At 34.3% G+C, this 24528-nt stretch carries 25 protein-coding genes; 15 read left to right on the top strand and 10 right to left on the bottom strand.

Features of this window, described 5'->3' with window-relative positions:
• Window positions 1–4 precede the first annotated feature (4 nt).
• The 9 genes from cysI (at window position 5) to QN089_RS08325 (ending at window position 12469) form a co-directional block, all read left to right on the top strand.
• The gene (cysI, locus tag QN089_RS08365; RefSeq protein WP_068453107.1) at window positions 5–1744 is read left to right on the top strand and encodes an assimilatory sulfite reductase (NADPH) hemoprotein subunit; all 1740 of its coding nucleotides are present in this window, start codon (window positions 5–7) and stop codon (window positions 1742–1744) included.
• A 106-nt stretch (window positions 1745–1850) separates the two neighbouring features.
• A complete protein-coding gene (locus tag QN089_RS08360) occupies window positions 1851–2318 on the top strand; it encodes a universal stress protein (protein WP_068453110.1) in 468 nt (155 codons plus the stop codon).
• Between the two features lie 134 nt (window positions 2319–2452).
• Window positions 2453–3394, top strand: coding sequence for a formimidoylglutamase (locus QN089_RS08355; RefSeq protein ID WP_285215073.1), 942 nt, complete (start codon window positions 2453–2455; stop codon window positions 3392–3394).
• Between the two features lie 105 nt (window positions 3395–3499).
• Entirely contained in the window at window positions 3500–4351 is an 852-nt protein-coding gene (locus tag QN089_RS08350) for a YitT family protein (protein ID WP_068453116.1), read from the top strand.
• 299 nt (window positions 4352–4650) lie between these two features.
• A complete protein-coding gene (locus tag QN089_RS08345) occupies window positions 4651–5880 on the top strand; it encodes a GNAT family N-acetyltransferase (protein WP_373863143.1) in 1230 nt (409 codons plus the stop codon).
• A gap of 101 nt (window positions 5881–5981) precedes the next feature.
• Window positions 5982–7691, top strand: a complete 1710-nt coding sequence (locus QN089_RS08340) for an ABC transporter ATP-binding protein (RefSeq protein WP_285215072.1) — start codon at window positions 5982–5984, stop codon at window positions 7689–7691.
• Entirely contained in the window at window positions 7692–9449 is a 1758-nt protein-coding gene (locus QN089_RS08335; protein ID WP_068453125.1) for an ABC transporter ATP-binding protein, read from the top strand. It abuts the gene before it with no gap.
• Window positions 9450–9649: 200 nt separating this feature from the next.
• On the top strand, window positions 9650–11281 hold the full coding sequence (locus tag QN089_RS08330) for a dynamin family protein (RefSeq protein ID WP_285215071.1): 1632 nt from the start codon (window positions 9650–9652) through the stop codon (window positions 11279–11281).
• A 156-nt stretch (window positions 11282–11437) separates the two neighbouring features.
• Complete coding sequence (locus QN089_RS08325; RefSeq protein ID WP_068453131.1) at window positions 11438–12469, top strand: restriction endonuclease; 1032 nt, start codon at window positions 11438–11440, stop codon at window positions 12467–12469.
• Window positions 12470–12515: 46 nt separating this feature from the next.
• Here the strand turns inward: QN089_RS08325 and QN089_RS08320 are convergent, their stop codons facing one another.
• Window positions 12516–12893, bottom strand: coding sequence for a nucleotide excision repair endonuclease (locus QN089_RS08320; protein WP_068453134.1), 378 nt, complete (start codon window positions 12891–12893; stop codon window positions 12516–12518).
• Between the two features lie 349 nt (window positions 12894–13242).
• On the opposite strand from QN089_RS08320, the gene QN089_RS08315 reads away from it, so the two are divergent.
• Window positions 13243–13443 (top strand): helix-hairpin-helix domain-containing protein, encoded by a 201-nt coding sequence (locus tag QN089_RS08315; RefSeq protein WP_068453137.1) that lies wholly within the window; start codon window positions 13243–13245, stop codon window positions 13441–13443.
• 43 nt (window positions 13444–13486) lie between these two features.
• Here QN089_RS08315 and QN089_RS08310 read toward each other — a convergent pair whose 3' ends face one another.
• The 7 genes from QN089_RS08310 to QN089_RS08280 form a co-directional block, all read right to left on the bottom strand.
• Window positions 13487–14227 (bottom strand): GTP pyrophosphokinase, encoded by a 741-nt coding sequence (locus QN089_RS08310; protein ID WP_141274311.1) that lies wholly within the window; start codon window positions 14225–14227, stop codon window positions 13487–13489.
• 59 nt (window positions 14228–14286) lie between these two features.
• Window positions 14287–15123: an aldo/keto reductase gene (locus QN089_RS08305; RefSeq protein WP_285215070.1), complete on the bottom strand. Its 837-nt coding sequence runs from the start codon at window positions 15121–15123 to the stop codon at window positions 14287–14289.
• A 152-nt stretch (window positions 15124–15275) separates the two neighbouring features.
• The gene (locus tag QN089_RS08300) at window positions 15276–16220 is read right to left on the bottom strand and encodes an ABC transporter permease (protein WP_068453144.1); all 945 of its coding nucleotides are present in this window, start codon (window positions 16218–16220) and stop codon (window positions 15276–15278) included.
• Entirely contained in the window at window positions 16204–17118 is a 915-nt protein-coding gene (locus QN089_RS08295; RefSeq protein ID WP_068457319.1) for an ABC transporter ATP-binding protein, read from the bottom strand. The genes QN089_RS08300 and QN089_RS08295 overlap by 17 nt, the downstream gene beginning before the upstream one ends.
• Complete coding sequence (locus QN089_RS08290) at window positions 17115–17810, bottom strand: ATP-binding cassette domain-containing protein (RefSeq protein ID WP_068453146.1); 696 nt, start codon at window positions 17808–17810, stop codon at window positions 17115–17117. Before QN089_RS08290 ends, QN089_RS08295 begins: the two co-directional genes overlap by 4 nt.
• Complete coding sequence (locus tag QN089_RS08285) at window positions 17803–18174, bottom strand: GntR family transcriptional regulator (protein WP_068453147.1); 372 nt, start codon at window positions 18172–18174, stop codon at window positions 17803–17805. Before QN089_RS08285 ends, QN089_RS08290 begins: the two co-directional genes overlap by 8 nt.
• Complete coding sequence (locus tag QN089_RS08280; RefSeq protein WP_068453149.1) at window positions 18171–18941, bottom strand: hypothetical protein; 771 nt, start codon at window positions 18939–18941, stop codon at window positions 18171–18173. Before QN089_RS08280 ends, QN089_RS08285 begins: the two co-directional genes overlap by 4 nt.
• A 107-nt stretch (window positions 18942–19048) precedes the next feature.
• Here QN089_RS08280 and QN089_RS08275 point away from each other — a divergent pair, with 107 nt between their 5' ends.
• From QN089_RS08275 to QN089_RS08255, 5 genes are all read left to right on the top strand, one after another.
• Entirely contained in the window at window positions 19049–19750 is a 702-nt protein-coding gene (locus QN089_RS08275) for a YjjG family noncanonical pyrimidine nucleotidase (protein WP_068453151.1), read from the top strand.
• Window positions 19751–19765: 15 nt separating this feature from the next.
• A complete protein-coding gene (locus tag QN089_RS08270; protein ID WP_285215069.1) occupies window positions 19766–20503 on the top strand; it encodes a Cof-type HAD-IIB family hydrolase in 738 nt (245 codons plus the stop codon).
• 265 nt (window positions 20504–20768) lie between these two features.
• On the top strand, window positions 20769–21200 hold the full coding sequence (locus QN089_RS08265; protein WP_068453155.1) for a hypothetical protein: 432 nt from the start codon (window positions 20769–20771) through the stop codon (window positions 21198–21200).
• Window positions 21201–21266: 66 nt separating this feature from the next.
• Window positions 21267–22088 (top strand): DUF2785 domain-containing protein, encoded by an 822-nt coding sequence (locus QN089_RS08260; RefSeq protein ID WP_285215068.1) that lies wholly within the window; start codon window positions 21267–21269, stop codon window positions 22086–22088.
• 635 nt (window positions 22089–22723) lie between these two features.
• Window positions 22724–23311: a hypothetical protein gene (locus tag QN089_RS08255; protein ID WP_285215067.1), complete on the top strand. Its 588-nt coding sequence runs from the start codon at window positions 22724–22726 to the stop codon at window positions 23309–23311.
• Between the two features lie 169 nt (window positions 23312–23480).
• Here QN089_RS08255 and QN089_RS08250 read toward each other — a convergent pair whose 3' ends face one another.
• Both QN089_RS08250 and QN089_RS08245 read right to left on the bottom strand, forming a co-directional pair.
• Window positions 23481–23801, bottom strand: a complete 321-nt coding sequence (locus tag QN089_RS08250; protein ID WP_285215066.1) for an AzlD domain-containing protein — start codon at window positions 23799–23801, stop codon at window positions 23481–23483.
• Window positions 23798–24520 carry an AzlC family ABC transporter permease gene (locus tag QN089_RS08245; protein WP_087680206.1) on the bottom strand — a complete coding sequence of 241 codons (723 nt, stop codon included), beginning with the start codon at window positions 24518–24520 and terminating at the stop codon, window positions 23798–23800. The genes QN089_RS08250 and QN089_RS08245 overlap by 4 nt, the downstream gene beginning before the upstream one ends.
• Window positions 24521–24528 lie beyond the last annotated feature (8 nt).

Genomic DNA, 24528 nt, shown 5'->3' with positions numbered 1-24528 from the left:
CAACATGACAAAGAAAATTGTGCTACCACCACAAGAAGGTACACCAGCAGTTAACGAAGGCATTAAAAAAGAGAGTAACTATTTAAGAGGTACACTAAAAGAATCAATGAAGGACCCATTAACAGGTTCAATTGGTGCAGCCGATCAAAATTTAATTAAATTCCATGGTAGTTACATGCAGGATAATCGTGATGAGCGTGACGAGCGTCAACGTAAAAAACTAGAACCATCTTACCAATTCATGATTCGTGTACGTACACCAGGCGGAGCAGCGACAAGTGAACAGTGGCTCATGATGGATGAAATGGCACGTACGTACGGGAACGGTACTTTGAAAATTACAACACGCCAAGCCTTTCAGTTACATGGCATTTTAAAATGGAATGTAAAAGCCTATATGCAAGAGATGAATCGTGTCTTACTTGATTCGCTCGCTGCATGTGGTGATGTAAACCGAAACGTGATGTGTAATGTCATTCCTACGACATCAAAAATTCATGAAGAAGTGTATCAATGGTCTGTGAAAGTCAGTGAACATTTACTGCCGAAAACACAAGCTTACCATGAGATTTGGTTAGATGGTGAAAAAGTACATGATACACCACAAGTGGAAGAAGTGGAGCCGATTTATGGTGAGTTATATTTACCGCGTAAATTCAAAATTGGGATTGCGATTCCGCCAAGTAATGATACAGATGTTTATTCACAAGATATCGGTATTATTGCGATTGTAGAAGACAATGAATTAAAAGGATTTAATATTACAGTTGGTGGCGGTATGGGAATGACACATGGTGATGATGAGACATACCCACAACTTGGTCATTTAATTGGCTTTGTGACACCAGAACAATTACTCGTAACAACTGAAAAAATTGTGACAATTCAACGTGATTTCGGTAATCGAATTGAGCGTAAAAACGCACGATTCAAATATACAATTGATCGCTATGGAATCGAGTGGTTTAAAGAGGAGTTACACAAACGTCTCGGTTTTGAATTAGAAGAAGCACGTCAATTCCATTTTGAACGTACAGGTGACGAATATGGCTGGGTAAAAGGTGAAAATGGTAATTGGCACTTTACATTATTTGTTCAAGGTGGGCGTGTGAAAGACTTTGAAGATTATCCACTTATGACAGGTCTACGTGAAATTGCGAAAGTGCATGAAGGTCGATTTTTCATGACACCGAATCAAAACTTAGTCATTTCAGATATTACGCCGACTAAAAAGCGAAAAATTCAATCGCTGATTACAAAGTATAAGTTAACTGATGGCAAGCATTATTCAGCGCTTCGTCGTAATTCAATCGCCTGTGTATCACTTCCGACATGTGGTTTAGCGATGGCAGAAGCGGAGCGTTATTTACCAAGTTTAATTACAAAAATTGAAGAAATTTTAGATGAATCTGGCTTACATGAACAAGAGATTAACATTCGTATGTCGGGTTGTCCAAACGGTTGTTCACGTGCGGCAATTGGTGAGATTGGTTTTATTGGAAAAGGACCTGGTAAATACAATATGTATTTAGGTGCAGCATTTAACGGTTCACGCTTAAATAAAATTTATAAAGAGAATGTCGATGAAGCGACGATTCTGCAAGAGTTACGTACGATTATTCCGCAATATGCAAAAGAACGCCTTGAAGGAGAACACTTTGGCGACTTTGTTATTCGTGCAAACTATGTAGAGGCAACAACGGACGGTACAAACTTCCATACGAAATCATCTGTGTTACGATAATTGACAAAAATAATTGGGTAAAATAGGTATCTTATAAGCGGAAACAGGGTATAGTGGAAGGGAAAGAAGTTGAGCAATGGCTCGATAGAAAAGGGGTAGATGTACGATGTTCACAAAAAAAGTCGTAGTTGCTTATAATGATACAGACTTATCCAATGATGTACTTGATTATGTTCATGAGATTTTAGAAATGCATGCAGAAATTGAGTTAAATATTGTGTATGCTTACGAACACCCACTTGAAAATCCATCACCATTTCAACGAAACTATGATGACGGTGCGCCAGAGATGCTTGCCTATGCAGAGCAGATTATTCAAAAAGCAAAAAATCGCTTCGTTGACTTACCAAATCATGTAGAGGGTTTTGTCTATGATACAGGCCCAGCAGCAGCAATTTTAAGTCATGCACATGATCATCATGCAGATTTAATTGTCATAGGTAATAGAGGAACAAGAGGGTTACGTGAACTCGTATCAAGCGTCAGTCGAACAATTCAAACGAAGTCACATATACCTGTCTTAACCTTCCCTAAATTTGTTCAAGAAGAATTTGAAGAAGAATACCATAAGTGAAAAAATCACCTCAAAAGTATAGAGCCGTATGCTTTTGAGGTGATTATTTATTTTAAAAATTCAAAATTTTTACAAATTATAAAGAGTTTGAACACGTTATACTAGTGAAAAGACATATAGGAGGTTGATGGAAAGTGGCGAATCAATCAAAAGAAAATTGGTATGGTCGAATAGACCTCCCTACGACATTCGACAATTTACGCTATCATCAAGTCGTTGCATGCCATGAAGAAGTAAGTGAATTAGCTTTTGTTCCAACGATTGGACTCATTGGATTTTCATGTGATGAAGGTGTCAAAAGATATCAAGGTAGAGTAGGTGCAGCTGAAGCACCAGCCGCCATTCGACGTGCGCTCTCTAATATTCCTTGGCGCGCACCACAACCTTCTAAATTAAAAGATTACGGTAATATTTTATGTGAAGAATCACTCGAAACTTCTCAAAAAAAATTAGGTGAGAAGGTCTATCATATTTTACAACATAAAGAGCGTGCCATTATTTTAGGTGGTGGTCATGAAACATTATATGGACATTACCTCGGTGTACGCAAAATGTACGGAGCGGATGTGAAAATAGGTATTTTAAGTATTGCGTCGCGCTTTTCGCTTCATTCGTATGATCAACATACAACCTCAATGTCTGTTATGAAGCAGATTTTAGATGAAGATGATCACGTTACATGTTTTGCCTGTGGGATTGGGCGTTATACGAATACGAATGAATTATTTCAACGAGCAGAAGCCTATGGTGTTGCGTATTTATGCGAAGATGAGTTAGCACGTGGTGAACTTCAAATGATGATGGACGAATTTACGCAAACATGTGATGTCATGATGATATCTTTATGTATGGACGTTTTAGACGTTGCCTATGCACCAGGTGTAAGTATCCCAGCTGTTTGTGGATTAGAACCAAAACAAGTACGTGAAATTTTACAAGTCGCAACGCGTCAACCGAATGTCGTTAGTTTTAGCGTATGTGAAGTAAATCCTGTACATGACCAAGACCACCGAACAGAAAAATTAGCAGCGCACTTAACGAATATTGTCATGGTGGGCTTATTACAAGCCTTTTAGCGGACATAAAAACACGAAATAAACAAACTTATTCTCCAGTAGTTGCCAACTGAAACCTCCGCTCGTTAAAATGAAAGAGAAGTTCGTAAAGAGAGGGCGTTTCACATGGCAAAAGAAGCACGTTCATATGTTTTAATGTTAATCGGTACATTTATTTTAGGGATTTCCTTTAATGCCTTCTTATTACCTGCAAAACTTGCAGCAGGTGGCGTTGTCGGTATTAGTACGATTTTATATGAGCTTTACCAATGGAATCCAACGATTGTTCAGCTATCCATTAACATTCCATTATTTTTTGTAGGGTATGCTTTACTTGGGAAAAATTTCAGTGTGAAGACATTAGTGGGGACAGTGATGCTACCATTATTTATCGCAGCAACTGCACATATTCCATTCAAAGTACATGATCCCATGCTTGCATCCATTTACGGTGGTATTTTAACAGGTGTTGGGTTAGGTCTTGTCTTTCGTGGAAATGGTTCAACAGGTGGTACAACGATTATCGGGCAATTATTAAAAAAATATTTCCATTTCTCCAGTGGGTTCGCTCAATTATTAATTGATGCAGCAGTCGTTATTGCAGCGATGTTTGTATTCAATTTAGAGTTAGCACTGTATGCGATGATTGCCATCTTTATTACGAGTAAAGTCATTGACTTGGTACAGCTTCGTACATCGTCATCTAAACTTGTATTAATTATTACCGACCAAGAAGAAGAAGTACGCCGTTTAATTCATCAGGAAATTAACCGAGGCTTCACAAAAATTTGGTCTGAAGGTGGCTATTCAAAACAACAAAAAGCACTATTGTTTAGCGTTGTTGAGCAGTCAGAAGCCGTCTATTTAAAAGAATTACTCCAAACACAAGGAACCGATTCCTTCGTTATTTTCTTAAATGCCTCGGATATTATGGGACGTGGCTTCTCACTCCCAAAAGATTACATGCGTGGCGAATAGTATATCGAATAAATTCAACTCTCGTATGATGTGACGATCAAACGAGAGTTTTTAGTTTTGGATTGAAAACGAACATTCGCGCCTCAAAAAGGGCCACTCGTCTCCAAACTCAATCACTTTAGTACTTTATTGGACAGTTCTATAAAAGAATATTAAGATAGTATATAAGGTTCAAGGAAAATATGCTTTCTTTATATAGTAGAAAGACTTGCCATACATAAAAAAACATAAGACAGTGTGTTAATAATTGTCAAAATGGTGGTATAGATGTATTTGATGGACCAAATAAGAGGAGTGGAATTATGACAAAGCAACAGTTAGAGTTGCGTGAGATCCAAATTGAAGAAATGGATCAATTTATTAAACTTTTAAATTATGTATTTCAAATTAATGTATCGATGCACAAAGATCGTGTATTCATTAATGCGAAATCAAAGCAATTCCGTGAGGGGACTGCAATGGGCTGGTTCGACAAAGACCATTTGATTTCTCAAATATTAAATTTACCGTTTCAAGTGAACATCCACGGTAAAATTTATGAAATGGGGGGAATTACAGCAGTTGGCACGTACCCAGAGTACTCAAGCCACGGTTTAATGCATAAACTCATTTTAAAAAGTTTAGAAAATATGCGTGACGAAGGCCGTTCAATTTCATACTTATTCCCATACTCAATTCCTTATTATCGTAATAAAGGTTTTGAAATTATGAGTGATATTGTTGAATATCAAATGAAGGATACACAGATTCCTTACTATGACCAAATCGAAGGACAGGTGCGCCGTGTGCCACTTGAACATGAACATATTAAACAGATTTATCATGAATACGCACTTGAAAAGCACGGGATGATGGTGCGTAATCCAATCGCATGGAATGAAAAATTCCAAGAAAGTTACTGGGAAGAAAAATTTGAAGGAAGTGATACACAACTTCAAACAGCTGTTTACTATGAAGCAGAAACAGACGAACCAGTCGGCTATCTTTTCTATCGTATTATGGAAGAAAACTTCTATGTGGATGAATTAATCTACTTAACGAATGAGGCACGTAAAGGACTATGGAACTTCATTCATGCACATAAATCCATGGTTTATCATGTATTTGGAAAAACGAGTGGAACAGAATCCATTGCCTTTTTAATGCAAGATAGCGAAATTAAGCAAAGTTTATCGCCGTACTTTATGGCACGTATTGTCGATGTGCAATCATTCATGGAACAGTTCCCGTTTGAACTACCTGACTTCACATTACGCATTGCGGTGGAAGATCGTCTTGCAAAGTGGAATGAAGGAACATTCGAAGTGACATCTGCTTCTGGTCGCGTAACGGTGACAAAGTTAAGTGATGATTTAGTAGATGATGCAGTGCACGTGACCATCCAAACATTAACCACGATGTTACTCGGCTATTTGCGCCCGCGTTATTTATATAGTATTGAACGAATTACAACACCAACTGAAGAAATGGTTGAACTACTTGAAGATTTAATTCCAAATCATATTCCAAGCTTCATCGATTATTTCTAATATTTGTTGGGAAGGCTACTTCTTCCTCTTGTTCGAACAAGAACGAAGAAGTGGCTTTTTTTATTCAATTACTTTTAAATTTTTCAAAAAGAGGTGATAAAGTGAAAAAATTTTTAAGTTTATTTCGTTTTATTAAGCCATATTGGTTTATTACTACACTTGCGCCTTTTTTTATGTTAATCGAAGTAGGTGCTACACTTTTCCAATTATTATGCGTACAGTATGTAATTGATCATGGAATTAAGCAGAATGAACCGAAAACCGTAATATTGTATATTTTTTATATGATAATCTGTACGTTAATTGCTTTGGCTGCAGGGGTTGCATGTATTTATTTCGGTACAAAATCAAGTGTGTACGCGGCAAATGATTTACGTTCAGCACTTTATATTAAAATTAGTTATTTTACAAAAAAGCAACGAGAAGAAGTAGGCGTAGGAAGACTAATCACGAATCTAACAAATGATGTAAACGTTATTCAGCAAGCATTTACACAATTATTAATGGTCTTAATTAGAGGGCCATTTATATTTATAGGAGTAATTTTTGTTGTTTGGTTTACAGCGAATCATTTGTTTATAATTCTCATCTGCATGTTAATTTTATTAGTATGTATCGTCTTACTATTTTCAATTTATGCCTATTTTTTATATGGTCATGTTCAACGTGCATTAGATGCAGTAAATACATTATTATTTGATTCATTATTTGGCATGTATATTATTAAAGCTTACCATCGCCTAAAAGAACAAATTCAGCGCTTTAAAAAAATTAATGGAAATTATACGCAACAAAATAAAAAGACAGCACAAGTCATTGGTTCCCTTAACCCACTTGTCATGCTCATTATTAATTTAGGAATTGTTAGTACGCTATGGATTGGTCTTTTAAAAATTGATATAAATCAGATTCAAGTAGGGGCTGTTTTAGCCTTTATCAACTATTTGAATTTAATTTTCAGCACAATAACACTTAGTATCATGGCACTTATGCAATTGGTGCGATCTCTTCCCTCCATTCAACGCCTTTCTTTTATTTTCACTCTTCCAAAAGATATTTCTCTAATTGAACCTAAAAATCATTCTGAAATAGGGGACATTACTTTTCAAAATGTTACATTTTATTATAAACAGCAAATGAAACCTCAATTAAAAAATCTTAATTTTCACATTCCTTTTGGTCAAAGTGTAGCAATAATTGGCGATATCGGCTCAGGGAAAACGACTTTACTGCGCCTCATTGCACGACTACATGCTTTTCAAGAAGGTGATATTTTAATAAATGGACAATCTATTCAACATTTTGAAGGTGAAGAACTTCGGCAACAAATTGCATTTGTACCACAGCAAGCATTTTTATTCTCAGGTAGTGTTGAAAGCAACTTGAAATATGGAAATATAACAGCAAACAAAGAGAGTTTAAAAGATGTACTCAAACAATTTCACATTTGGTCAGGAAAGCAACATATAGAATCTTTATTAGAAAGTGATATAGATACATTATCTTATGAGCAAAAGCAACGTATATCGATAGCACGTGCCTTGATTCGAGAAGCAAAAATGATTGTAATCGATGATTTAATACCTACACGTGACTTTTTAAAAGTAAATCATATTCAATCATATATCCAAAAACATGCACAACAACAAACACTCATTATTGCAACATCAAATTTATCGACTGTTCAAAAAGTAGATCAACTCATTTTATTAAAAGAGGGAGAAGTAATAGCGAAGGGTACACACGAAGAGTTATTACAGCAATCAGCATATTATAAACAGATGTACTATGCGCAACAGGAGGGGAAATAGATGATGAAAGAATCAATACAAACAAAACATCAAGCATCTAAAGCAGTTTTATTGCGATTAACTAGGTATATATTACGAGATCGTCTTAAAATTTGTATTGTTTCAATCTCCATTCTCCTGTCAACAATATTAACAGTTTACGCGCCGACGCTCTTAGGACATATTGTAGATCGATACATTTTAAAGAGAGATATTTCAGGTACTTTTGAGCATTTACTTTATTTAGCGCTTATTTATTTAGTTGTAAGCGCATTAGCATGGGTTGAGACGTATATGATGATTCAAGTTTCAGTAGGAGTTGTGAGAGCGTTACGGTTAGAGATGTTTGAAAAATTTCAAGTTTTACCCCCCAGTTACCATAAAGAACATTCGCCAGGAGACTTAATGAGTAGGCTAACGAATGATTTAGATAATTTAAGCACTGCATTGAGTCAAAATGCAGTTCCACTGATTTCATCCATATTAACAATCTCAGGTACCATTATTGCTATGCTGCTTCTGTCATGGCAGTTAGCACTTATTAGTTTTATTATTTTACCGTTTTTATTATATGTTTCACGAAAAATTGTCATGCGCTCTAGTACAGATTATGTAGCAAGGCAACATGCGCTTGGAAATATGAATGCACATATTAATGAACATATATTAGGTGCGGAGGTAGTGACATTGTTTAATCAAGAGAAGGAACAGTGGCATACATTCAATACAAGAAATCGATGTTATAAAAAGGCAGATTTCCAAGCAGAAGTTGTTTCAAGTTCTTTAGCACCATTAAATCGTTTTTTTAATAATATGGCACTTACACTGATGGTGGGAGTAGGTGCAATTATGACGGTATATGGTATGGCAACAATTGGAATGATTGCTTCATTTAGTGCTTACTCACGTCAATTTTTTAAACCGACTGAACAGTTATCAAATGCATTGAATTCATTACAAGCTGCATATGCTGGTGTGAAACGTGTTTTCGAAGTGTTAGATGCACCCAATGAATTTACTAAAGATCAAGAAAAAATATCTTTAAACGAAATTAATGAAGACATCATTATTGAAAAAATGTCTATTGAAAATTCAAAAGGTGAGATGGTATTAAAAGAGATTTCGATGCAAATACCGCTAGGAAAGCGAGTGGCAATCATTGGTCCAGCTGGTTCGGGGAAAACAGCATTATTAAATTATTTAAATACATTTTATGATTTAAAAAGTGGACGCATCTTAATAAACAATGAACTAATATCTAATTATAAAAAAAGCCAACTGCGTAAATGCATTAATAGTGTTCCGGAACACATGTATCTATTTACAGGAAGTATTCTAGAGAATATTCGATTAAGTAATCCATCAGCCACAGATGAAGAAGTTATACAAGCATCTAAAAAAGTACAAGCACATAAATTTATTAATCGTTTACCTGAAAAATATGAAACGATGCTTTATTCGAATGGTGATAATTTAAGTCAAGGAGAGCGACAATTAATTACTATTGCACGAGCTGTTTTAGCGAATCCAGATGTTCTTATTTTAGATCAAATAATAGCTGAGTTTAACATGTCAATTAACTTACACATTCTAAAAGCACTTCAAGAAGCAACGAGAACAAAAACATTAATCTTCACAACGCATAATATAGATGTATTACATGCTGTGGATTGGATTTTTGTTTTAAAAGAAGGGCAACTTATTCAACAAGGAAGACATGCCGATTTAATAAAAGAAAGTGGTTTTTATCGAAGTTTATATGAGCCGGTTCAAAAATAAAGTATGAAAAAAGACATAAAAGCATAGTAAATTGAAATTATTGAATTGAAATAGGTATAAAAGTAATAGGAGAAATGAAAAAACAAGTCGAAAAGCGATGATTTTTTTGAAAAAAATAATAAGTAAATAGTAATTGTTTGTAGTGTTTTTTCACATATCATGTATACTAAAGATATGTAGAAAAGGGGTTTGTGACATATATGGAAAAGAATAATCATACACAATATGAAAAACGAATCCAACAAATCGAATGTAGCGAACAACCTGTACTAATTGGTGAGAAGCAACAGTTACAGAGGATTCAATTTTTACTTAGTAAACATATGAGTACGCGTATTACAGCTCGGAAATTACGTGAGCTGATTGCCGATTCAAAAGACGATTTAAAACTGCTCGTTATTGGTGATGTATATGCAGACAAAGCAACGTTTATTAATACGCTATTGAATCGCCATGTTATGCCAAGTGAATACCATGGTGTGTCGTATGTACACACAATCATTCATTATGGTGAGGAAGAAAGTGTAACAGCTCACTTTTTAGATGGACAAGTTGCACAGTTTTCTCTTGGTCAAGTGGAGCTATTTGCCATATCGGATACATTTAGTTCTCAAATGATGCGAAGTGGTTTAGATTATGTTGATATTGTTTTAAAACATGACTTATTAAAAGCGGTGACAATTTTTGATACACCTTCGTATCAAAAGTCTGTTTTTGTTAAAGAGAGTTTTTTAAAGCGAAGCCAAGCAGTTGTATGGCTCGCAAATCATCAGTTTAAAGGATTACCTTCAGAACGTGCATTACTAGCACGAATTGGTCAAGAACAGAAAGAAATGCTGTTTTTACTAAATGAAGATCCATATAATTTATCATCTGAAATTTTAGAAAAACAAGATTTTTTCGGTGCTTTCAAACAATTATCGGTTTCTTTTCAAGCATTGCAAGAAGCAGTTGAAAAAGACGAACATGCATTATATCAGTCCTCAAATTTTGATCAATTGTTTGCGTATATTCAGATGTGTCGTTTAGATAATGAAGCTTTTTCAAATCTGATTCACCAACGGTTCTTTGAATGGGTGGATCGATTTATTTTAGAAATTCGTTCATTGGTACAGCGCGATCCATATTTAGAAGCTTATAGTATGTTGCGTGAATTTATGGATGAGAGTGATGATGCTGTTTATCAGTCGAAAGAACAAGAGCATAAAATTCATGAATTAGAAAAGACATTTGAACAACTAAAAAAAGAATATCATCAATTAGAAACGTCTTATCAATTGGTTGAATTTTTAAAAGCACATACAGCTGAATTACCTAAGAGTAAAAAGTTAATTCAGTTATATACAGAATATGCAAGTTTTGTTCAGCAATATAAAAGAGGCGTTTCAAAACAACTCTTTACAGACCCAGAACCAAAAAGAGAAGAAGTAGTTCGATATGAGCAACAATTTATAACATATTTTAAAGAACAAAAATCGGCTCTTTTACATGAAATTCAACAATTATTTATTGAAATTGAAAAACAAATTTTAGAAATTGAAAATCAATCAGAATATCGTGTCGTACGTTTAGAAAAAGCAGCCAAGCGACTTCAAGCTTTTGACCCGATTGTACAAGCAAAAACAGAAATTACATCAATATTAGAGCAAAAAACGATGTATGAAGATGTACCACATTTGTTAAAGCGAATCAAAGAGATAAATATGGATTACGCACCTGTTATTACGTACTTTGAAGAAAAGAAAAAACAACTTGCGGTAGAAGATGTCCAACAAAAACAAGCAGTTTACCAAGATATATTGGATGAATTACTGTTAGAAATGACCTATTAAAGATTTAATTCAAAAGAAGTATATTTCCTTCTTTTGAATTGATTCTTTCTATACGATTAGTGCCAATTTTTTTTGTGGAATGTGAGTGTTATCACTCATGCGGGATTATATAGTTATTACTATAATAGAACAGTACCGTAAAAGAAGTGAAAGGAAATGGACATCGTGCGTTATACTTGCGAATTTCACAAGAAAGAACAAAGTAAAGTATTACAAGAACATAAGATTGTTTTATATTGCCCAGATTGTGCAAAAGAGCATATTTTATCGATTATTCAAACGGAAGATCGTTTAAAAGAAAAGTATGCACAACATCATCATGAAAAGATTGAAAAAAATAGGCAACGTTTAATTCATCAACTGCTACTAAGTTGTCTTGTTGCGTTCTATTTACAGTTAACACCGTGGATTTTTGCACCTTTTTTCTATGATACGCAAACGATTCAACAATATGTACAAGCTGTAGGTTACACGTATCGTTGGATGTGGACGGAAGCATGGATGGTTCTCATTTCATCTATTTTACTCGGATTAGGTATTTATTATATACAAGATGCAATCCGAAAAATAAAAAAATTACCGCCATTACATTCAAAACGAACGTATCATAAGAAGAAAGATCAAGTGCATGCCGTCAAACGTTTTCAGCAATCAAGTAGGCTAAAAAAAGCACAAATCTATATTAAAAAATTACATAAGCGATTTATTGAAGAAAAAACAACGATTAAACCTGTCGAATTAATGACAGAATATGAATTAATTTTATATTATGCAAAATTAATTCAACATATGGCTTATAAAGATGTACAAATCATTGTACCTTCTGAAAGTTTTGGGGTGGCCATTATTGCACAACAACATGGTGTAAGAACTGCGATGATGGTATGTAAAGAACCTGAAAAGCTCACACCTGAAATGATGAATCATTTTGCAACAGGGCGTGCATATTACGATTGTGAACGTGCGATTTTAATGACACCCACAACACTTTGCCCAGATGGTAAACAATTCGCAGAGGAACTGCACATTACGTGTTGGAATATGAAAGAAAAAGAAGAACAATTAACATATGATGAATCGGAAGCGTGGCAAGCATACTTAGACCCTTACTTGATTAAACATGACCAAGATTTGAAGCAGTATGCAATTTACGAAACACATCGTTTATTAGAAACATATGATGCATAATAAAAAAGACAGAGGGATGGATAGTATCCAGTCCTCTGTCTTTTAATTAGTCTTTATAAAACACTTTATCAATGTTATGTTTTGCACGTAATGTGTTAATCATATATGTTTCGTAGATTTCACGTTCCATTGGATCTTCTACTACGAATACTTCAATCTTCGCAACTTCTTCACGATGATTTTTTAATGGTGATACTTGGTCTTGGAAATGTTTTTTCAAACGAGGGCGTAATTTACGCGCTTTTCCGACAAATAATAATTCATTATCTTCGTTGAAGAATAGAATTAAGCCGCCTTTATCACGAGGTACTTTATGGAAGTCGATGAAACCATAAATTGATGGAATCGGTACTTCACCATCTTTTAGTTTTTGTTCACGTTGACGAATGACTACGTCTGGTTTTGGCATTTCAATTTTAATCAAAAAAATTCACGTCCTTTATTCATATACACTACAATATACCATACTTTTCAATAATAATCGACCTTTGTTTCTGTTCACAATTGTCACAATTATTTTAGTAGTTTCATGATAGAATTTTGAAAGGATATTTAATCATCGGTATAATGTATGTAGGTGTAAAGACAATCCAGATGCAATTCATAAAATTGTCATATGATGATAATTATTTTAATGGAAAAGACCTTTTAACAAAATAGTATGATAAAATATTGAACTTGTAAGAAATAGATTTTATACAATTTAAATACATAGTTTGATTTTTTAGAATTAACTATAAAAGAACTAAGCAAAAACAAGGAGGGTATTTTGAATGAATCATTGGCCAGAGGGAGTAGCTCGACCTGCGATTCGTGCATTACACACTGCGGAATTGTATACGTTAGAGGACTTGCGTGAGATTGACGTAGAGAGTCTAAAACGTCTACATGGTATTGGCCCAAAAGCTTTCGCTGCTTTATCAAAAGCGATGGAAGAAAAGGGTTATGAATTTAAATCAGTAGAAGCAGAATAAATCATGAAAAAAGCACAGTCGTTTGGGGGACTGTGCTTTTTTATTATTCCTCCTTTGAAGAAGGAATTGCTATCTGTTGGAGTGCCGCAAATAATTTTGTTGTTTGTAAGGAGCGATAGTCGTAGGCAGCATCCTCTTGTTGATTTTTCAGAATATTAACTTCCTCATTTAATTTCTCCATTTTCTTATCGAGAAGGGCGGCTGTATGTGCAGCTTCTACGAGTTGATTAGATAAATAAGCGGGGATGTCTTTATTATATTTATAGTAAATTTTATGTTCTAAACTTGCCCAAAAATCCATCGCAATCGTACGAATTTGCATTTCAACATACACATTCTCCGTACGATCAGACAAAAAGACAGGTACTTGTAAAATCAAATGCAGGCTACGATAACCTGATTCTTTTGGCTGTTGGATATAATCTTTAATTTTAACAACCTTTAAATCTTCTTGTTTACAAATCATCTCTTGTATACGGTAAATATCGGATTCAAAAGAACAAGTAATGCGAATACCAGCAATATCTTGAATATTTTCTTTTATAGAAACTAAATCAAGTGGTATTTGTCGTTTTTGAATTTTAGCAATAATACTTTCAGGTGATTTTAAACGTGTGTTAATATGTTCAATTGGATTATACTCGTGAATGAGATGAAATTCTTCTTTTAAAATTTTTACCTTTGTTTCAACTTCGTCTAAAGCAAAACGATAAGCCATCATAAAACGTGTTAATTCAACTTTTAACTGCTTTGCTTGTTGTTCAAATGATTGATCTAACGGCATATGACCACTCCCTTTCACAGTAAAATGAAGCACCCCTTAAAAGGGATGCTGATTAAACATTAACGTCCGAAATCAAATACAGATGGTTTTGGACCGTAGTGGAAATCTTCATTTAAAGCGTCGATTTTTTTCATATCATCTTCTGAAATCGTAAAGTTGAATAAATCAAAATTCTCTTCAATGCGTTTTGGTGTCATTGATTTAGGAATCGTAACAACATCAGATTGTAAATCCCATCGTAAAATAATTTGTGCAGGTGTACGTTCGTACTTTTCAGCCAATTCGATGATTGTTTCGTTTGTGAGAAGTTCACCATTCATAAGAGGAGACCAAGCTTCTACAACAATATGATGTTCTTTACAGAATGCACGAACCTCTTCTTGTGTTAATTTTGGTGATAATTCAATTTGATTAATGACAGGAACAATATCTGTATGTGCAAGTAAGTGTTTTAAATGAGGCACTTCAAAATTACATACACCGATTGCGCGAACACGCTCTTCTTTATACAACTGTTCAAGTGCCTTCCAAACGGTTACATAGTTTTCATCTAAGCCTGGCCAGTGAATTAAGTATAAATCAATATAATCAAGTCCAAGGCGTTTTAATGAGTCCTCATACGCTTGAATTGTTTCCTCAAATGTTAAGCCATCATTCCACACTTTTGTTGTAATAAATAATTCCTCGCGTGTCACAAGACCTTCTTCAATTGCCTCTTTAATGCCTTGACCGACAGATGTTTCATTTTGATAAATAAAAGCTGTATCAATACTACGATAGCCAACTTTGATCGCGTGTTTGACGTTTTTTGCTAAATCGCTACCTTCTTCCGAACGGAATGTACCATAACCAAGACCTGGCATTTTTACGCCGTTATTCAATGTAAAGTGCATCATATAATCTCCTCTTTCTTTCTTAAATTACGGAAAAAAACCGTCAATTTATTATTCAATAGCTTTTTTAAAAAGTACAGTCAAAACTATGTATGTAACCATACCCGTCCAAGACGAAGAAAAACAGATGCCACTACATGACATCTGTTTTTTGTTTAAGCTGTAATATCTTTTTTTGTAAAGACAGAGAAGCTAATCACTAAGAAAATAATCGCATATACAGCCATGACTGATAAGGCAAACCCGATTGTTAAGTCAGGTAGAATCGTGTAGCCTTTTTCGATTCCATTCAAATCTGTTACGCTAAACCAGAAATACTTGATGAACTCGTATTTTTGAAGTAGTGCAACAAGTGTAGCAGAAGTAAATGTAATGAATAGTGTTAGACCAATCGCTAGTGAACTTGAACTGAATAATGTACCAAGCATGAAGGCGAAGAAGATACTCATCGAAATATCACCATAACTTAATAAGTAACTATATAGTGTTTGTCCAATAAGGTTGACTTCTGTTACTTTTCCATCTTGTATTGTAAGTGATGTACCAGCAGAATCAAAGAATACATAGCCTAAAAGAGCACTTAATGCAAAACCAACTGTAGTTAATAAGATTGTAAATAAGAAAGTTGTAATTAGTTTTGATAGAAGAATTTTCCAACGAGCAATCGGACGTGTTAATAACATTTTAATCGTACCTGTGCCGAATTCGAACGATACAATTCCTGCTGCAACGATGACACCGAATAATGAGATAAGAGATAGGGCGCTTACACTACTTTCAAGGAAGCTCGCTGTTGAATCAGAAGCAGGTGGTTCTACATTATTCTTTAAACGATATTCAGCAATCTTTATTTCATTTTCTAGACGTTCTTTTTCTTTTGTTGTTAGATTTTCTTCAGTGAGGAAGGTTTTATTGCCTTCAATCGTCATTTGTTGTTGTTCTTTCCAAGAAGTTGGTTCCTCATCTCCATTCACTAACTTATCGAATGTTTTTAAACCTACTAGCATTGCAACAATAACTGCTAATGTTAGAATTAACATGACCCATGAAGATTTTTTTGACCATAATTTAACCCATTCATTTTTAATTAGTTTGAGCAATTTGTCCGCCTCCTGTCATCGCTAAGAATTGATCTTCAAGTGATTCGTGGAATGGTGCAACTTGATATACTTGTACATTGGCATCCATTAATTGTTGTAGTAGAGTCGGAACGTTTTGACGATCAATTTCTACTTTGAATAGCTGTTCATTTTGTGTGAATGTATAACCATGTGTTTGCAGACAACCTACTGCGTCACCTTCTAATTCAAGTTGATAGTAAGATGTTTCTGTTTCATTCATTTCACGAATATTTGTTAGTACACCATTTTGAATAATCGCGATTCTATCACACATCAATTCGATTTCTGATAGTAAGTGACTTGATACAATAATTGCCACTTGTTCTTGTTCCGCAATTTTACGTAAATGCTGACGTAAATCACGAATACCAGCTGGATCTAATCCATTCGTTGGCTCATCTAAAATTAAAAACTTAGGACGATGTAGTAATGCCTGTGCTAAGCCAAGGCGTTGACGCATACCAAGTGAATACGTTTTTACCTTTTCATGAATACGTTTTTCAAGTCCTACTTGATGAATCACTTCATTAATACGCTCTTTTGTAATATTTGGATGCATATTCGCGAAGTGTTGTAAGTTTTTATAACCTGACATAAATTTATACATTTCAGGGTTTTCAACAATTACACCAACATTTGAAATCGCTTCTTCAAATTCTTTTGTAATTGATTTCCCTTCAATTAGTACGTCACCAGATGTAGGTTTCATTAACCCTGTCATCATACGAATTGTGGTTGTTTTACCAGCACCATTCGGTCCTAAAAATCCTGTAATCTGTCCAGCGTAAAGAGATAAGTTGACATTTTTAATAATTTCTTTGCCTTTAATCGTTTTCGATAGTTGTTGCAATTCGACAACTGCTTTCAATGTCTTCATTCCTTTCGATATTGTTTTTTCATCCAAGAAACAGCATCTTGCTGCCATTCCTCTCGAATTGTTTCAAGCGAGTGATAGGAGATGACTTCACCATTCTTTAGTAGAAGAAGTGCATCTAAAATCGGTTCAACTTCATATAATTCATGTGTCGATAACACAATCGTTTGTGTTTCAGCATCTGTGAAGCGAATTAATCCTTTAATGAGTGAATCACGTACCATAGGATCTAGCCCAGAGAACGGTTCATCCATAAAATAATACGTGGTTTCACGCCCGAGAGTCGCGGCCATTTTTAAGCGTCCACGCTGTCCTTTTGAAAGTGTTTTAATTTTTTGTTCAATATTAATGTCTAAAAAATCAGCTACTTCGAGTGCTTTTAGGAAATTAAAATCTTCAAATTGCGTTTCATAAAATTGAAATAGTTGTACACCTGTTAAATAACTATAAAAATCATCCGTATCAGGTAAATAGGCGAAGCGACTACATGTTCGATGTGTCAATGGTTGATGATCTAATGTAATCGTGCCGTCATCAGGATTTTTAATACCAGCAAGTAGACGCAGAAGTGTAGATTTACCTGCACCATTTTCTCCAGCAATACCAATAACCTTACCAATCGGAATTTGAAAAGAGACATCGTTTAGAACGGGACGGTTGCGATGTTTATAACACACTTTCTTTACGTTAATCATGTGTATCAGCTCCTAACCGTTTAATTTCTGCCAGTACTTCTTCCTTTGTAAAACCAAATTCGTTCATATTGTGAAAAAATTGCTCGACAATGCGTCTACGTGTTTCTTGTCGAAGTAATTGAATACGTGCTTCATCCGTTGTAATGAATGTACCTTGTCCTCTTTTTGTTTCCGTTAGTCTCATCTGTTCTAACTCCTTATAAACACGCTGAACTGTATTGACATTAACACCCACTTCAAGTGCATATTCACGTACAGACAACATTTTCATACCAGGCGCCAAACGATTTTTAATGATGTCGCTGCAAATTCGTTCGACTAATTGTGCATAGATGGGTTTTTCACGATTAAAATCATTATTCATCTTTTTAACACCTTCTCTAACGAATATGTACTGATGAATAATAGTAAAACGAATAAAATAATCCCAAAATAAATTTCACGTACATACAAAAATTCATGTATCACATCATATAAACCATCTACGAAATTGCTAGGCATAGGAATCCAAGAAGCAAGGTTGTCACCTGTATACATCAAGTTTTTATACCATGTGAATTCATAAAGCAATACGTTAAATCGCATAAATAAGATGAAGAGAATAATTGTTATAAGGTAACTAAATCGACCAATGTAGCGTTTGAAAAAGAGTAAAATGCCAAGTAATAGCGCAAAAAATGGTAGATTGAAAATAACTGACTCAAACATTTTATAACTTAAAAAGAAAATGATGGGAACAAAGGATGTAAGTGACGTGACATTCAATTGTGCAAGACAGATGAATGTGCTAATGACCATTAGTACAACTTGAACAAGAGTTACAAGTAGATAATAGATAGATTTAACAAAAAGAAGTTGCCAAAATGGTGCTTCCGTATGTAGCCATAAATCTAATTGTTGGGTCTCTTTTCGAATGCTATTGGCAAACAGAAAAGGAATGAGAAATACATAAAACATCGCCGTAAAAACGAGCAATCCAAGTACGAGTTCATAAAATGAAAAGATAAACACCTTTCGTGTTAAGAGCGGTAAAAACCAAATGATCAATATCGTACTTAATGTTAAAAGGTAAAATTCTTTTGTATCCCGACGCCATTCGCGTTGGAGTAATCCAAAAAAGCGAGCAAACATAAAAGGAAATCACCTCAATTTGTTCTAGTGTACTAGTAACATATTACACTAGAACATCCTATACGACAAGTACTTTTTAGCATATAATGGATAACGGAGGTTGTAATATGAAAACATATCATTATTTATTATTCGATTTAGATGACACATTATTTGATTTTCAATTAGCAGAGAAAGAAGCGCTAACACGTATTATGCGTGAATTAGCACCAGAAGATAATCAGCAACAATTGATTCAAACTTATAGAAAAATTAATCAGCGTCTTTGGGCACAATATGAATGCGGTGAAATTTCAAAAAATACAATTATTCATACACGTTTTGCCTTAACGTTTAAAGAATTCGGGAAAGAGATTGATGGGGAGAGAGCAGCAAAACACTACCAACAATATTTAGGTGAGGGAACACAGCTACTTGACGGTGCGCTTGAAACATTGAAACTTTGCAAATCACTCGGTTATCGCATGTATGCTCTAACAAATGGTTTAGAAAAAACGCAAAATAGCCGTTTAGATGGTTCGGGTATTCGTTCGTATTTTGATGCGATTTATATTTCAGAACAAACAGGCTCACAAAAGCCACAAACAGCATTTTTTGATTATGTTTTTGCACATTCGACAGAGATTATACCTACAGAAGCATTGATGATTGGTGATTCTTTATCTTCTGATATTCAAGGTGCGCAAAATATAGGAATTGATAGTTGTTGGTATAATGGCGCGAATAAGGAGACAGCTCATCAAGCAACATACGTGGTGCATAATCAAAAAGAATTGCACCAGCTACTTGCACAAGTCCCTGTAAAATAATAATGAGGTGATTTTTTGACGAATATCAAATTAATTGCGATTGATTTAGATGGAACATTACTTGATTCACAACATGCAATTCGTCCACATACGATTTCAGTTTTACAACAAGCTGTAGAAGAAGGAATTCACGTTGTCGTGTGTACAGGAAGAGGCATTTCACGTATTCGTCCATATGAAGCATTGATGGAATTAAAGCAACCTATTGTAGCGGCGAATGGTGCGGATGTGTATTATGAGGCAGGGCATGTAGGAGAGAAAGCTTATATCGATCTCAAAACAGCACAGCATATTTTTAAAACGATTGAAGACATTGACATACCTTTTTGGGGTTTTACAGATGCAGAAGAGTTTATTGATGGAATACCAAATGAACAAGAGATTGCGCGCTGTTTAAAAATTGGCGTACAATCTGAAGATCCCAAGCAGTTACAAGCTTTTTATGAACAAGTAAAAGGGTGGCAAGATATCGAACTAACAAGTTCTGCTTCAACGAATTATGAAATAAATCAACTAGGTATTTCAAAAGCATATGGAATTGAAAAATTGTGTCGTCATTTACACATTTCTTTAGATGAAGTGATGTGTCTAGGTGATAGTGCAAATGATTTGGCACTTTTCCAAGTAGCAGGTTTTCCTGTCGCAATGCAAAATGCCATTTCAGATTTAAAAGAAATTGCAAAAGCAATGACCACATCGAATGACGAAGAAGGTGTTGCAAAAGCAATTGAGTGCTATGTGCTAAAAAAATAGAGAATATAGCGAATAGGATGTAGTCTTTAACAAGAAGAAGGCTGCATCTTTTTATGAGCAAAAATGCATAAAAAAACAATGTTCCACATAAAAATTTGTGTTTTCTTCTAAAAAAAAACCGTTAATGTACACATTTATTTGTTTTTTCTAAAAATTTATGAATCGAAGGTTGTATTTATGTTAGAAGTGAAATATTATGTATATAAAAGAAAAAATGATACATATTATACGCAAAATAATACACAATGTAGAAAAGGGGAAGGGCATGAAAATTGAATTTATCTCCAATGCATTTGAACATTTGAAAACAGCTTATTATGAAGATTTCTTTTTTCAAGATGTAGAAGTAAGAGATTTAGAAAATGATCGAGTATTATTAACTTCTGATTTTCAAGGTAAGTTTCTGCAATTAATTTGGGATGTACTAATTGAGTTTGAATCTCAAAACACTGTAAAAAAAGTAAAACAGTATGGTAAGAAGAACTTCTACTTATTTGAGCGTGTGGACAATCATATTTGCATTGAATTAAATGGTGAACGTTTTGTGGATGAAGATTATGCAATTTTCCATGAAGCATACTATGAAGCAACTAAACATTATTTACAGTTTATACGAAGAGAAAATCCGCGTGTGGCATTACAAGAAAGTTTCCAACAATTAGCCGCAAGTTGTTCCTATTTTGAACGTCGATTTTAAGTAGTAGCCATTTTTTGAAAAAATAGTTATGATGAGTTGAAAACTATTTTTTTGGAGGCTATACATATGAACTTTATTGAACAGGCAACAACACTTTTAAATGGTGGCCCTACAATTCAACGTCAGTTTTTTTTAGAACCTCAAACTGAATTTTTAAATGACATGATTCAGCATCTAGGTGATGCCGATCCTCAAGTACGTGACGAATTAAATTATCGTTTATTAATTGATTTAGTACAGTATCATATTTTATCAGATGAGCAAAAACAACAATTAATCGACGAGATTGTATCACAAAATCTACTATTAGGTACAGTAGGAAGTAAACATGAAACTACTGTATTTCAGCGTGCGCTTTCAACTGAATGGTTACGCTTACTTCTAACAGAAGATCAAATGAAAAGTGAATTAGGAAAGAAAATTTTAGAAGATGCACTTTTATTAATGGAGCGTGAACGTGACTTGCGTGCGTACACAGAAGATGGTTTTGCTTATTCTGTTGGAAATGCTGCTTTACTCATCTATGTCCTCTTACAAGAACGTCAGGAATATACAACGTATGCAGCACCCGTATTGATGGCGATTCAATCGAATTTTTGGAAAGAGTATGTTTTTACAGATGATGAAGAAGAACGTTTTTTATCATTAATTGATCTATTACTGGCGAACGGTATAGAAGAAGATTTACTTGTAGAATGGATTGAACAAATCTTTGATCGCTTAGAGATGATTTCTCAATATGAAGGATTTAGCGCGCATTTCTTAAAAGGACGTACAGAAGTATTACAATTTATGCGTGCTTTCTATTTCACATTGAAATTCAAAAATAATTACAAAAAATTGCAGTCTACAATTTCGATATTTATTCAAAAATGGTATAAAATTTAGTTAGTTTTGTATGAAAGAGACTAGACACAATAAAATCAATATGTCTCAAATATGAATAGTTAAATCAATTGTATGCGTAGAAAAACACTCTGCGGGAATAGCATGAGCTAGAACCCTACATGAACGTAGTGAAGATGCGTTTGAAACCATGCCCCTATGCACTTGGTGTAGTGGAGCAAGATTTGAAACAGGACGTTGCGTTCTTTTCTTGCCTACCTTTATTCGTTTTTCGAAGTAGAAATTGATTTGAACGAACAAATCCCGTATGATTTGAAAAATCATACGGGATTTTCTATGTTGAGCATATTTTTTCTGATGTTCTTTATTTTTATTGATTTTCTTTTTAAAATATAATTCGTTTTTACTATGTTTATAGTGAAAAAGTATTGTTTTAAAAAGAAGATGTTTATAAAAAATAATAAGTCTTTAGAAGTAAAATTTAACTATTTTGTAACAAAAAAGAGTATTAAATACCTAAAATTGGATTTTAAGGTAATTTTATGATGAAATAGTATGTTTAAAAATAGGAAATAAAGGTTATAATTTGACTAGGTATGTATAATGAACAAAATAAACATTGGAGATATTGTCCTAATTTTAAAATTTATTAACATTATCTTATTGAGGTGAAATTTGTGCAATATACATTAACTAAAGATGCATCGCTGTTTTTCATTGATGACAGTCAAGTACAAGAATTTACAAACTTATTTCATGAGCATTGTCACGACTTAGAATTTGAAAAAGGTTTGCTGAATGAAAAAGACGTCATACATAATTGCCTAAATCTTTGGTTAATGATGCGGCGTTTATCAAAAGACGTTATGGAATCAATGGAAAAAACAATGTATTATACAGGAGATTTTTTAATTTTTGATGCAATACGAAAAAATAAATTTTTTCAACAAATAAAAAATACTCTTGTAGATGATCAAATTCGCCAATGCCAAGTTGCGAGTTGTTTAGCGAATCAGTTGAATGTCTGGCTCTACGAGAAGGTGGGATCTCTAAAGTCGCTTACATTATTCAATGATCCAAATCAACCGTATTTTTTACTTCATCGAAACGCATATTTATGGGAGAATCGTGATTTTTTAGATGAAGTCGCTATGTATACAAAACGTGTCACAAACGCTTTAGCAGATCGTGAACGATTTGGGCAAATTTTTAAACATGCATTTCAACAACTTGACCAATTTGAAGTGCAAGAAGAGAAAATTTAATCAAATCACGTGCATATAGTGCGAATAATTAAATAGGAAAATTAATCAAAAAATGGGTTCATTTTGGTGAAGGCTCGGGGGAAATCCCTTGCCTTTTTTCTTATGATTTATTATAAAATATCATAAAAAAAGAGCTTCAGCATACGCTTAGGCTCTCTTTTGTCTTACTTTAAAATATAAATCGAATCGTAGCCATACATATGACACCAACAATGACCGTAGTTGATAAACTTTTCGTCCAAATGGCAATGAGTACGGTTGGTATAAAAGCAACTAAAATCGGCCAATTGAATGTCACGTAAGAGCCACTTGCATCAAAGAGGTTCGTCATAACGAGTGCACTCAAAATACAAACAGGGATATAAGCTAACCATCTCAAAATAATAGGTGGTAATATCATATTTTTTACGAATACAAAAGGTAGTATACGTGGCAACCACGTAACAATCGCACACCCAAGTAATAACCACATCATAGAAGACGTTATCATTTTTTCTCCGTCACCACCCCAATTGTTGCGACAACCACTGTACCGACAAGTACTGCAATATGTGTGGATGTGAAATATAAAAGGAAATAAATAATTACCGCCATATAGCCAATCAATTGTAAATAATGCATGATTTTTGTACGGTTTGCAGCGGTGATAGATAGTACAAGTAAAGCAACAAACATAGCAGTGAGTGCAAAATCTAAGCCAAGTCTTTCAGGATTTGGAATCCATTTTCCAATTAAGGCACCGATAATGGAAGCTGCAATCCATGCAAGATAGGCCGTTATGTTTTGTCCATCCATCCATCTTGGTCCAAGTGTTCCTGTTTGCGCTCTTTTTGTAACAGCTACACCAAATGTTTCATCAGTTAAAAGAGAACCAAAGCCTATATTGCGTAGTAGGCTTTGGCTCGTAAAGCTAGGAGCGATTGTTAGCGACATTAGTAGATGGCGTAAATTTACAATGAATGTCGTTAAAATAATAATTGAAGCAGGCGTTCCGGCAAGATATAGTCCACAAAAAATAAACTGGGCTGCACCTGCATAAACAAGAATCGACAGCAATGTAATTTCAAGTGTACTTAAATTTGAAGCGATTCCTACAACACCGAATGCGATCCCAATACTTATATAACCGAATAAAGTAGGTAGACTATCTTTTACACCTTTTATAAAGTGGTCTTCTTCTTGTTCACCAATCCTATCTGTTTTAAGCATATCCTAAC

The organism is Kurthia sp. YJT4 (genome assembly GCF_030219945.1).
In the GTDB taxonomy this organism is placed as follows: domain Bacteria; phylum Bacillota; class Bacilli; order Bacillales_A; family Planococcaceae; genus Kurthia; species Kurthia gibsonii.
Note: the sequence above shows the minus strand (reverse complement) of the source record. Positions and strands in the feature narration are given on the sequence as shown.

Excerpts from the sequence above, each read along its gene's own strand:
- QN089_RS08245 (WP_087680206.1), bottom strand. The coding sequence starts at position 24,520 with ATGCTTAAAACAGATAGGATTGGTGAACAAGAAGAAGACCACTTTATA.
- QN089_RS08360 (WP_068453110.1), top strand. The coding sequence starts at position 1,851 with ATGTTCACAAAAAAAGTCGTAGTTGCTTATAATGATACAGACTTATCC.
- QN089_RS08305 (WP_285215070.1), bottom strand. The coding sequence starts at position 15,123 with ATGATGCACTTTACATTGAATAACGGCGTAAAAATGCCAGGTCTTGGT.
- QN089_RS08330 (WP_285215071.1), top strand. The coding sequence starts at position 9,650 with ATGGAAAAGAATAATCATACACAATATGAAAAACGAATCCAACAAATC.
- QN089_RS08335 (WP_068453125.1), top strand. The coding sequence starts at position 7,692 with ATGATGAAAGAATCAATACAAACAAAACATCAAGCATCTAAAGCAGTT.
- QN089_RS08350 (WP_068453116.1), top strand. The coding sequence starts at position 3,500 with ATGGCAAAAGAAGCACGTTCATATGTTTTAATGTTAATCGGTACATTT.
- QN089_RS08310 (WP_141274311.1), bottom strand. The coding sequence starts at position 14,227 with ATGCCGTTAGATCAATCATTTGAACAACAAGCAAAGCAGTTAAAAGTT.
- QN089_RS08295 (WP_068457319.1), bottom strand. The coding sequence starts at position 17,118 with ATGAAGACATTGAAAGCAGTTGTCGAATTGCAACAACTATCGAAAACG.
- QN089_RS08250 (WP_285215066.1), bottom strand. The coding sequence starts at position 23,801 with ATGATAACGTCTTCTATGATGTGGTTATTACTTGGGTGTGCGATTGTT.
- QN089_RS08285 (WP_068453147.1), bottom strand. The coding sequence starts at position 18,174 with ATGAATAATGATTTTAATCGTGAAAAACCCATCTATGCACAATTAGTC.
- QN089_RS08280 (WP_068453149.1), bottom strand. The coding sequence starts at position 18,941 with ATGTTTGCTCGCTTTTTTGGATTACTCCAACGCGAATGGCGTCGGGAT.
- QN089_RS08260 (WP_285215068.1), top strand. The coding sequence starts at position 21,267 with ATGAACTTTATTGAACAGGCAACAACACTTTTAAATGGTGGCCCTACA.
- QN089_RS08275 (WP_068453151.1), top strand. The coding sequence starts at position 19,049 with ATGAAAACATATCATTATTTATTATTCGATTTAGATGACACATTATTT.
- QN089_RS08315 (WP_068453137.1), top strand. The coding sequence starts at position 13,243 with ATGAATCATTGGCCAGAGGGAGTAGCTCGACCTGCGATTCGTGCATTA.
- QN089_RS08290 (WP_068453146.1), bottom strand. The coding sequence starts at position 17,810 with ATGATTAACGTAAAGAAAGTGTGTTATAAACATCGCAACCGTCCCGTT.
- QN089_RS08265 (WP_068453155.1), top strand. The coding sequence starts at position 20,769 with ATGAAAATTGAATTTATCTCCAATGCATTTGAACATTTGAAAACAGCT.
- QN089_RS08325 (WP_068453131.1), top strand. The coding sequence starts at position 11,438 with ATGGACATCGTGCGTTATACTTGCGAATTTCACAAGAAAGAACAAAGT.
- cysI (WP_068453107.1), top strand. The coding sequence starts at position 5 with ATGACAAAGAAAATTGTGCTACCACCACAAGAAGGTACACCAGCAGTT.